Source organism: Pseudomonas sp., from assembly GCF_030696055.1.
In the GTDB taxonomy this organism is placed as follows: domain Bacteria; phylum Pseudomonadota; class Gammaproteobacteria; order Pseudomonadales; family Pseudomonadaceae; genus Aquipseudomonas.
In genome coordinates this window covers 1-11134 of sequence record NZ_JAUYNP010000205.1, presented here as the reverse complement: position 1 = coordinate 11134, position 11134 = coordinate 1, and the positions used below count along the sequence as shown (strand labels likewise).

Sequence of the window (11134 nt, the reverse complement as noted above, 5' to 3'; positions counted from 1 at the left end):
GGGGTGTCGTCGAGCAGGGCTTGGGTGATGCCGCGGCTGCGTTGAGTGGGGTTGTCCACTTGGATTTGGTAGTGGCTGTCGCCCAGGTTGATGCTGACGCTAAATCCGGGCCAGTCGGCGGGGATGCAGGGGTCGATCAGCAGCCAGTCGCCTTCGCGGCGGATGCCGAGTATGCCTTCGACGCCGGCGCGGTACATCCAGCCGGCTGCGCCGGTGTACCAGGTCCAGCCACCGCGGCCGCTATGGGGGGCGACCGAGTAGACGTCGGCGGCCACCACGTAGGGCTCGACCTTGTAGCGCTTGCAGCCCTCGGCGCTGCTGCCGTGGTTGATCGGGTTGACCAAATCGAACAGGGCGAAGGCCTGCTCGGCGGAGCCCAGTTTGCAGAAAGCAAGAATTGCCCACATGGCGGCGTGGCTGTATTGCCCGCCGTTTTCCCGCAGGCCCGGCGGATAACCCTTGATATAGCCGGGGTCCAGCGGCGTTTTGTCGAAGGGTGGGGTGAACAGCAGGGCCAGGCCCTCGTCCGGGCGGATCAGCTGTTGCTGCAGTGACGCCATGGCCATGGCCGCGCGCAACGGATCGGCCGCCCCGGAGAGCACCGCCCAGGATTGCGCGATGGAGTCGATGCGGCATTCGCCGCTGTGCTGCGAGCCGAGCCAGGTGCCGTCGTCGAAGGTGGCGCGGCGGTACCACTGGCCATCCCAGGCCTCCCGTTCCAGCGCTGCTTGCAGCCGCAGGGCATGGCTGCGCCAGCGCGCCACGCGGGTGCTGTCGTGGGCTTCGGCATAGGGCGCGAACAAGGCAATGGTGCGCAGCAGCAACCAGCCCAGCCATACGCTTTCGCCACGGCCGCCTTCGCCGACGCGGTTCATGCCGTCGTTCCAGTCGCCGCTGCCGATCAGCGGCAGGCCCAGGGTGCCGGTCAGTTGCAGGCATTGGTCGAGACCGCGGGCGCAATGCTCGAACAGCGACGCCGAGGTGGCGGACAGCATCGGCTGGAAGAAGGCGTCATGCTCGCCGGCGGCCAGCTGCGGCCCTTCGAGAAAGCTCACCTGTTCATCGAGAATCGCCGGGTCGCTGGCGCACTGGATATAGGTGGCGGTGGCAAAGGCCAGCCACACCCGGTCATCCGAGATGCGCGTGCGCACGCCCTGGCCGGAATGCGGCAGCCACCAGTGCTGCACATCGCCTTCGGCGAACTGGCGGCCGGCGGCGCGCAGGATATGGCTGCGGGTGTGTTGCGGGTTGGCGAAGGTCAGGGCCATACCGTCCTGCAACTGGTCGCGGAAACCATAGGCGCCGCTGGCCTGGTAGAAAGCCGAGCGCGCCCAGACGCGACAGGCCAGGGTCTGATAGAGCAGCCAGCCGTTGAGCATGATGTCCATGGCGCGGCTCGGCGTTCTCACCTGCACGGCGCCGAGCACTTGCTGCCAATGGGCGCTGACATCGGCCAGTACGGCGTCGAGGTCGGCCTCGCGGTAGCGCGCGAGCAGGGCGCTGGCGTCCTCATCGCTGGCGCATTGGCCGAGCAGCCAGACGATTTCGACACTCTCACCCACGGCCAATTCGAGGCTGCACTGCAAGGCGGCGCAGGGGTCGAGGCCGGCGCCCAGATTGCCGCTTAGCGGCCTGCGGTTGCCCAGGGAGGCGGGCTTGGCGAGGTTGCCATTGCGCCCGATAAATTCGCGGCGATCCGCCGTCCAGCTACTTTGCCGGCCGCCCAGGTCGGCAAAGGCGCTGCGCCCGGGAAAGGCGATGCTCCAGGGGTTGCGCGCCAGCAGGGCGCCGCTGTCGGGGTCGAGTCGGCTGACGATAAAGGGCGCGTTGCCGCCGCGGGAGGTGCCCAGCACCCATTCGGCATAGGCGCTGACCGTTAGCTTGCGTGCGCGCCCGGAGTGGTTGGTCAGGGTCAGGCGGGAGATCTTGATCGGGTCGTCCAGCGGCACATATTGCAGCAGGTCCATGGCGATGCCCTGAGCCTGGTGGCAGAAACGGCTGTAGCCGAAACCGTGGCGCGCTTCGTAGCGGCCGTTGTCGCGGATCGGCTGGGCGGTGGGGCTGAACAACGCCAGGGTTTCTTCGTCGCGCACATACAGGGCTTCCCCCGGCGGGTCGCTGACCGGGTCGTTGGACCAGGGCGTGAGCTGGTTTTCCCGGCTGTTGTCGGCCCAGGTGTAGCCGCTGCCTTCGGCCGAGGCCTGAAAGCCGAAGCCGCGGTTGGCAATCACATTGATCCAGGGCGCGGGAGTGGTGCGCCCGGCGTCCAGGCGGATCACATACTCGCGGCCGTCCTGGTCGAAACCGCCCAGGCCGTTGGTGAATTCCAGCGGCGCTTGCGCCGGCGTGAGCTGCGCAGGTGAGGGCGGTGGCGTGGCGGGCGTGAAGGCGTGGGCTTTGCTCGGTGGCGTGTCGAGCGACTGGATGCGCGCCAGTTGCTCGGCCACCGGGCCGCGGTGGGCGACCAGCGAGACGCGGGCCACCGCCAGCAGCAAGGCGCGGGTTTCCACGCTCATCAGATCGGCGCGCAGCACGTACACCGAACCCTGGGCCAACTCGGCGCCGAAACGTGGGCGTGACTGGCTGCTGCGCACGGCGGTCTCGATGGCGGCCTGCAAGTCCTGCAGGTAGGAGGAGGCGTGTTCGTTGATGATCACCAGGTCTACCGCCAGGCGCTTCATCCGCCAGTACTCGTGGGCGCGCAGTAGTTGCCGCACCTGGGCGATATCTTCGACATCCTCGATGCGCAGCAGCACGATCGGCAGGTCGCCGGAAATGCCCTGGGACCAGAGCCCCGACTGGCTGCCGGCGCCGCGCTGGAGGCTGACGGCTGGCGCGCGAAAACGCGCGTCGGCATACAGGATGGGCGCGGCCAGGCGTTGGAAGTCCGCCGCCTCAGCCGCGAGCATGTCGAGATGGCGCAACTCGACCTGGGCCTGGGTCCAGGCCAGGGTTTTGGCGCGCTCGAAGGCGCTGCGTTCGTGGTGCTTGTCGATCAGGTCGAGTAGCGCCTCGCGCGACTCCGCCAGCAGGGTCCAGAAGGCCACCCGGGCTACCTTGCCGGGGCCAATCAGCACTCGCTGGCGCAGCGCGAAGATCGGGTCGAGCACGCTGCCGACCGTGTTAGACAGGCGCTGGCCGCTGACGATCACCTCGGCGGCATCGATCGAGCGGCTGCGCCCGAGAAAGCGCGCGCGGTCCGATTCATATTGCGGCTCGGCGGCCGCTTCGCCTTCGACCACGGCGAAATGCGCGGCCCACACCTGCGCCTCGCCGGCTGCGCGGGTACGCCGGGTGGCGATCAGCGCGGCGAACTCGGCGAGGTATTCGCTGACCACGAACAGCTTGGCGAACGCCGGGTGGGCGTTGTCGGCGGCGGCGCTGGTCAGCACCAGTTCGGCGTAGGAGGTCAGCTCGATCTCCCGCGCGCTGCGCCCGCTGTTGGTCAGCGAGACGCGGCGCACCTCGCCGTCGTCTTCACCGGAAACCAGCACCTCCAGGGTGGTGTTCAAGCTGCCGTCGTGGCGGATATAGGCGGCGTAATCCTCGGCGAATAGCACCTCGTCGTAGGGTTTGTGACTGCTCGGCTGCGCGCCCAGGGACCAGCGCGTGCCGTTCTGGGTGTCCCAGAGAAAGATAAAGCTGCCGCAATTGTCGCGGCTGCTGTCTTCCCGCCAGCGGGTCACGGCGATGTCGCGCCAACGGCTGTAGCCCGCGCCGCTGGCGGTGAGCATTACGCTGTAACGGCCATTGCTGAGCAGGTGGGTGACCGGCGGATTACCGTTGAAATGGTTCAGGCGGCGCTCGCTGTGCAGTTCGTTGCCGAGATCCTCGGCGCAGGCGCTGACTTCTGCTGCACGCGGATGGGCCACCGCGACATTGCGCGGCGTGCGTTCCTGCAGCAGCAGCTCGCTGGCCTGGATCATCGGCTCGCGGTGAAAACGTGTGCGCATCTGCCCGTCATGCAGGCAGTTGGCGATGGCCACTATGCTCATGCCCTGATGGTGCGCCATAAAGTTGCGCACTATGGCGAAGGTCTGGCCATCGGGCAGGCGCGTGGCGGTGAAGTCCAGCGCCTCATAGAAGCCGTAAGTGCCCAGGGCGCCCAGGCCGGCGAGGCGGCGGTAGTTGGCCAGCGCCGCTTGCGCATCGACCATGGTGGCCAGCCCGGTGGCGTAGGGGGCGATCACCCGATTGGCCGAGAGGCCGCGTTTGAGACCCAGGCCCGGCACGCCGAAGTTTGAGTATTGGTAGGTCAGCTCCATATCGCGGGCGTTATAGGCCGATTCGGAAATGCCCCAGGGCATGCCCAGCGCGTTGCCGTAGGCTGCCTGGCGTGCGACGACCAGGCGGTTAGTCTGCTCCAGCAGGCTACCGGCCGGTGCGCGCATGACCAGGGACGGCATCAGGTATTCGAACATCGAGCCGGACCAGGAGATCAGCGCCGAGCCGTTGCCCAGTGGGGTGGCGGTGCGCCCCAGGCGGAACCAGTGGCGGGTGCTGACATCGCCCTTGGCGATGGCGAATAGGCTGGCCAGGCGCGCTTCCGAGGCGAGCAGGTCGTAGCAACTGCTGTCGAGGTTGTTGTCGCTGAGGCCGAAGCCGATCGACAGCAATTTGCGCTCGGGTTCGAGGAGGAAGGCGAAGTCCATGGCCATGGCCATTTCCCGGGCCTGGGCGGCCAGGCTGCGCAGCGTGGTGTGCAGCTCGCTGAGTGCCTCGCCCTGCAACAGGTGGTCACGTTGGTGTTCGCCCAGGGTCTGACCCAGGGCCTTGATCCAGAACAGCAGGTCTTCGGCGTTATCTTCGCCCGCGCTTGGGGCGATGGAGGCGGCCGCCTGGGCGGCTTTCTCGCTCAGGCGCAGCAGGGTCGGCGCCAGGCTGGGCAGCGTTTGCGCGCCCTTGAGTTGGATTTCGATCTGTTCGAGCAGCTCGCTCAGCTGGCGACCGCGCTCGCCACTGGCCGCCGGCAGCAGCCTTAGCGCCGTTTGCGCCAGGCTCAGGTTATCCAGCAGGCCCTGGCGCGCTTCGCTGACCTGGGCACTGTGCAGCCATTCCTCACAGCTATTGGCGACCACCAGCAGGTGTCCGGCCAGATTGCCGCTGTCCACCGACGACACATAGGCCGGGTCCAGCGGGCGCAGGTCGCGGGTGTCGTACCAGTTGAAGAAGTGCCCCTTGTAGCGTGGCAGTTGCTGCATCACCGCCATTGTGGCCTGCAACCGGGCGAGGCTTTGTTGGGTGCCGGCCCAGCCGAAGTCGCGGGCGGCGATGGCCGATAGCAGGTACAGGCCCATATTGGTCGGCGAGGTGCGGCGGGCCACCACCGGCTTGGGGTCTTCCTGGAAGTTATCCGGCGGCAGCTGGTTGTCGGCTGCGGTGACGAAGGTTTCGAAGAAGCGCCAGGTGCGCCGGGCGATCAGGCGCAGTTCCTGGCTGTCGGCGCTGGATAGCTGCAGGCGCCGCGCCACCTTGGGTGCCCGGCTGGCCCACAGGGCGATGGCAGGCGCGCCGAGCCAGAGCAGGGCGAAGGGCAAGACCAGCGGCCAGATGGCAGGCGAGGCGGCCACGGCGCCGGCGCAGAGCAGCAAACCGAGGCTGGTGCCGCCGGCCATACCGCGATAGAAGCCGCCGAGGTTGAGCCTGGGGCTGATCGCCGATTGGGCGGCGGTGGTCCATTCCAGCAGGTTGCGCCGGGTGATCAGCAGGCGGCTCAGGGTCCGGGCGATGGCGTCCAGCATGCGCCAGCTCTGGTCGGCCAGAAACGTCAGGTTCAGCGCGCTTTGCAGCAGGGCCAGGAGCAGATCGTCGAGCAGCTTGCCCAGGTGGCTGCGCCAGTGAATGCCGGCCCGGGCCGGCAGCAGGGCGAAGCACAGCGGCAGCAGAGCCGGGATCAGCAGGCTGGCGATAATCAGCAGGCTGGCCGTGAGCGCCATGGGCGGCGGCAGTAGCCAGCTCAGGGCCAACGCGGCCAGGGTCAGCGGGGCCAGCAGCGAGCGGCGCAGGTTGTCGAGCATCTTCCAGCGGCCGATGCTCGGCAGTGCCTTGGCGCCTTTGCTGGGCCCGACAATCCACGGCAACAATTGCCAATCGCCGCGGGTCCAGCGGTGTTGGCGTTTGCCGGCGACGTCGTAGCGCGAAGGGAATTCCTCGACCACCTCCACATCCGAAGCCAGCCCGGCGCGGGCGTATACGCCCTCGAACAGGTCATGGCTGAGCAGGGTGTTTTCCGCCACCCGGCCTTCCAACGCCGCTTCGAAGGCGTCTATCTCGTAGATGCCCTTGCCGGTGAAGGAGCCTTCGCCGAACAGGTCCTGATAGACATCGGACACGGCCGCGGCATAGGGGTCCATGCCGCCTGGGCTGGAGAACACCCGCTGGTACAGCGAGCCGTCCTGGCCCAGGGGCAGGGAAGGAGTGACCCGTGGTTGCAGAATGGCGTAGCCCCCGACCACCCGTTGCAAGGCCGGGTCGAAGCGCGGTCGGTTCAGCGGGTGGGCCATCTTGCCGATCAGGCGCAGGGCGGCATCGCGGGGCAGGCGGGTGTCGGCATCCAGGGTGATGACATAGCGCACATCCGCCGGAATGCGTTGCACCAATCCGGCCACCGGCACAAAGCTGGTGTCGCTGGCGCCGCGCAGCAGGCGATTGAGTTCGTGCAGCTTGCCGCGTTTGCGTTCCCAGCCCATCCAGACGTTTTCCCGGGCATTGAACTGACGACGGCGGTGCAGCAGGAGAAACCGGCTGCCGCCAGGGCCAGGGCCGTAACGCAGATTGAGTTGGCCGATGGCGGCGCTGGCCAGCTTGAGCAGCGGCGCATCGCCAGGCAGGTGTTCCTGGGCGGCGTCGAGGCCGTCGGTGAGCAGGGCGAAGCTCAGGTCGCCGCCGCGCCCGGCCAGGTGATGGACTTCGAGGCGCTCGATCTGTTCGAGCAGATCGGCTTCACTACCGAGCAGGGTCGGCACCGCAATCAGGGTACGCAGGGCATGCGGCACGCCCTCGCTGAGTTCCAGGCCGGGCAGGCTCATGGCGCCGAAGCCGGCGCTGACCGCTCGGTTGACCAGCGCGGTGGCCACCTCGGTGGCCGGCAGAAAGCCGACTAGGGCCAGGGCCAGCAACCAGCCGAGGGGCAAGCTGGCCGGCGCCAGGCTATACAGCGCCAGGGCCAGCAACAGGCTGGCCAGGCTGACAATGCTACCGACGTAGCCGGACATGCCCAGGCGGATATTGCCGCGGCGGATGCGCAGGCCCAGCGGCGGGCGGAAGCCGATGCGCCGTTCCAGGGCCAGGCGGCCTTCGGCGATCAGGTGATAACCGGGGTCGCCGATGCGCTGGTCATCCTCACTCGGTGTGAGCGGGTTACTTGCCTGTTGCGCGGCGAGCAGGGCCTGTTCGGCGACCTCCAGCTCCGAGCAGTTGGAGCCGCGCGCCAGTTGTTCGATGGCGCTGCGGTAGTGGTTGCGCGTGGGGAAGTCCATGGCGGCGAAGGCACTGCCGGCGCCCAGGCACTCATCCACCAGGCTGACGCTTTCGAACAGTTGCGCCCAATCGATGGCGGAAATCAGGCGCATGCTGGTGATGATATTGCGCACCGTGAGGTTGGACGCGCCCTGGCGTTGCAGGGCGTGTTGCACCACTTCCTCGATGCTGCTGCCCTGCGCGCCGAGGCGTTCCTCCAGCCAGCCGAGGGCGGGGGTGGTCAGCGGGTCGTGGTCGCGCAAGCGCTTGGCCAGTTGCGCGGCGAAGGGTTCGCTCAGCGGCGCCGGGGAACGCGTGGCCAGGTCGGCGTCCAGCGCCGAGCGTTCGTGGCCTTTGCGCAGCAGGCGGCTGGCCAGGGCATCGGCGTCGGCGCGGTCGCTGCGCCCGGCGGTCATCTGGTCGGCCAGGCGGCGCAGGTTTTCGATCAACACGATGCGCAGGGTGATCGCCACCGCCCATAGCTCGCCGATGGTCAGCGGCTGGACCCGCTGATAGGCGCGGATAAAGCGCTGCAGGGTTTGCGGGTCGAAATGGCTGTCGGTGTGGGCGATAAAAGCCCAGGCCAGGCCCAGCACCCGTGGGTAGCCGGCGAAGGGGCCTTCGGCGAGCTTGGGCAGCTGGCGGTAATAGCCGGGCGGCAGGTCATCGCGGATCTCACGGATCTGCTCTTCCACCAGATGGTAGTTATCCAGCAGCCATTCCGCCGCCGGCACCACGCTGTGCCCGCAACTGAGTTCGGCGGCGCTGGCGCGGTAGGCGGCGAGCAAGACCTTGGCGTTGTCGTTCAAACGCTTGCTCAGCGACAGCACCTTGGGCGGTTTGCCACTCACCGGCTGGGCGGCGGCCAGGCTGTAGGCATGTTGTTCGAGGCGTTCGATGCCGAACAACTCTTCGCGCACCGGCGCTATATCGTTCCATGGCACCAGGGCGGCACTGGGGCCGAATAGATAAGGAAAAGCTGAGGTCATGGGCGCGTTCCGGCCGTCATTGGCGTGCGCGATAGGTGCCGAGGCGAGAGAACCTATCTGAGAAACCGCGACAGCGGACCTACGAAGTCACGATTGCGGTGACCTGCTCCTTCGCCATGCTGGCTCGCTGTTGACTTGAACGCGGTTGGGCGGGGTCAACAGTTAAGACCTGGGTGTCTCGATAAAGTGCTGAGCCGGCTGGCCCATAATCGGGAAGAATGCTGTCGCAGCATTACCGCCAACATACAGCAGGGCAGCCGCAACCGTCTGTTCGCTAGCGGGCATTCGTCGAAAATTTGACGTTTTACCGGGCGAAAAGCTTTTCTGGCGGGCTAGCTAGCGCAGTTGTGCTTCGGCCAGGGTGCGGCTGCGTGGAATGCGCTTGGCATCCCAGCGTTGGCTGGCCCAACGCAGCAGTTCCTCGGGCTGGCCATAGGCGGCGTCTTCCGGCAACGGCTGGCCGAGGGCGCGCAGGGCGCGCAGTAACAGCGGGGTGGCCTGGTCGGCCGGCAACGGTGGCGAGCGGTAGGATTTACCGAGCTTGTGGCCGTCGGGCTGGATGATCAGGGGTATGTGCAGGTAGCGCGGCTGCGGCAGGCCGAGCAGTTCTTGCAGATACAGCTGGCGCGGGGTGGAGTCGAGCAGGTCGGCGCCACGCACTATGTCGGTCACGCCCTGCCAGGCGTCATCCAGCACCACCGCCAGCTGATAGGCATACAGGCCGTCGCGGCGCTGGATGACGAAATCGCCGACCTCGCGGCCCAGGTGCTGGCGGTACTCGCCCTGCACGCGGTCGACAAAGTGGTAACTCAGCTCCGGCACGCGCAGGCGGATCGCCGCATCCTCAAGGCCATGCCCGGCATTGCGACAGGTGCCGGGGTAAATGCCGTGGCTGCCTTCCAGCTGCTTGCGCGAGCAGGTGCAGGCATAGGCCAGGCCCTGGCTGAGCAAGCGTTCGACCAGCGCGGCGTATTCGCCATGGCGCGTGCTCTGGCGCACCAGTTCGCCATCCCATTCGAAGCCGTAGCTTTCCAATGTGCTGAGGATGGCGCTCTGCGCGCCGGCCACTTCCCTCGGTGGGTCGAGGTCCTCCATGCGCAGCAGCCAGCGCCCCTTTACCGCGCGCGCGTCGAGGTAGGACGCAAGCGCAGCGACCAGCGAGCCGAAGTGCAGATAACCGCTGGGGGTGGGGGCGAAGCGACCGATATAGGCGGGCGTATTCATGCGGGCGAATAGAAGCCGGTGGCGGGCGGGGGCAGAAACAACAAGGGGTGCCGAAGCACCCCTTGGGTCAGATCAGGAACCGATCTGTTTTTCCTTGATTTCCGCCAGGGTTTTGCAATCGATGCACAGGGTGGCGGTGGGGCGGGCTTCCAGACGGCGGATGCCGATCTCGACGCCACAGGAGTCGCACCAGCCGTAATCGTTGTCTTCGATCAACTGCAGGGTTTCATCAATCTTCTTGATCAGCTTGCGCTCGCGATCACGGGCACGCAGTTCCAGGCTGAATTCTTCTTCCTGGCTGGCGCGATCCGCTGGATCGGGGAAGTTGGCTGCTTCGTCCTGCATATGGTGCACAGTACGATCGACTTCCTGCATCAATTCCAGCTTCCACTTATTGAGGATGCCGGTGAAGTGGGCGCGCATCGGCTCACCCATATATTCCTCGCCCTTTACTTCTTTATAGGGCTCGAAACCACGAGTCAGTTGACTGCTTTTTGCTTTTGCTTTGGTGGGCATGGATGACCGCCTCTCACTCTCTCTAATCCACTGCGCAGGACGGTGTCCCTTGCCGATTCTACGCTGCATAGAGTCGGCCCTGCGGCTGCAAGCGGGCGAACTTACCAGAACAACTCTGCCTGCGCCACTCCCGGTTGTCGTGGTTGCTGCCGTTTCGCCTGAGCCTTGGTTTAGAATCCGCGGCTTAACTTCGCTTAAGGCAGCACCATGGCCCAGTCCTACAGTGCGCGCAGCCGCGCCATAGAACCCTTTCACGTGATGGCACTGTTGGCCCGCGCCAACCAGTTGCAGGCCGAAGGCCGCGACGTGATCCATCTGGAAATCGGCGAGCCGGACTTCAGCACCGCCGCGCCCATAGTGGCCGCCGGCCAGGCCGCGCTGGCCGCTGGCCATACCCGCTACACCGCCGCGCGCGGTCTGCCGGCCCTGCGTGAGGCCATCGCCGGCTTCTATGCCGAGCGTTATCGATTAAGCATAGACCCTGAGCGGATTTTGATTACTCCGGGGGGCTCCGGCGCCTTGTTGTTGGCCACCAGTTTGTTGGTCGATCCCGGCAAGCACTGGCTGCTGGCCGATCCGGGCTACCCCTGCAACCGGCACTTTCTGCGTCTGGTCGAAGGCGCGGCGCAGCTGGTACCGGTGGGGCCTGAGGTGCGCTATCAGCTGACCCCCGAGCTGGTGGCACGCTATTGGGAGCATGACAGCGTCGGCGCGTTGCTGGCGTCGCCGGCCAACCCGACCGGCACTCTGCTGTCGCGCGAGGAGCTGGCCGGACTGTCCCAGGCCTTGAAAGCGCGCGGCGGGCATCTGGTGGTGGATGAGATCTATCACGGCCTGACCTACGGCGTGGACGCCGCCAGCGTGCTGGAAGTGGATGATGAGGCCTTCGTGCTCAACAGTTTCTCCAAGTATTTCGGCATGACCGGCTGGCGCCTCGGCTGGCTGGT

The 11134-nt window shown here is 66.6% G+C and carries 4 protein-coding genes; 1 reads left to right on the top strand and 3 read right to left on the bottom strand.

From position 1 onward, the window contains the following. From Q8Q83_RS11875 to dksA, 3 genes are all read right to left on the bottom strand, one after another. Positions 1 to 8447, bottom strand: an 8447-nt coding sequence (locus Q8Q83_RS11875; protein ID WP_305623961.1) for a GH36-type glycosyl hydrolase domain-containing protein, incomplete at its 3' end; no start/stop codon positions are given. Between the two features lie 336 nt (positions 8448 to 8783). Further along, positions 8784 to 9671: a tRNA glutamyl-Q(34) synthetase GluQRS gene (gene gluQRS, locus Q8Q83_RS11870; RefSeq protein ID WP_305623960.1), complete on the bottom strand. Its 888-nt coding sequence runs from the start codon at positions 9669 to 9671 to the stop codon at positions 8784 to 8786. A gap of 72 nt (positions 9672 to 9743) precedes the next feature. Further along, positions 9744 to 10187 (bottom strand): RNA polymerase-binding protein DksA, encoded by a 444-nt coding sequence (gene dksA / locus Q8Q83_RS11865; RefSeq protein ID WP_305623958.1) that lies wholly within the window; start codon positions 10185 to 10187, stop codon positions 9744 to 9746. Between the two features lie 207 nt (positions 10188 to 10394). Between dksA and Q8Q83_RS11860 the strand changes: the two genes are divergently transcribed. Further along, positions 10395 to 11134: aminotransferase class I/II-fold pyridoxal phosphate-dependent enzyme (locus Q8Q83_RS11860; protein WP_305623955.1), on the top strand; the 740-nt coding region annotated here is incomplete at its 3' end.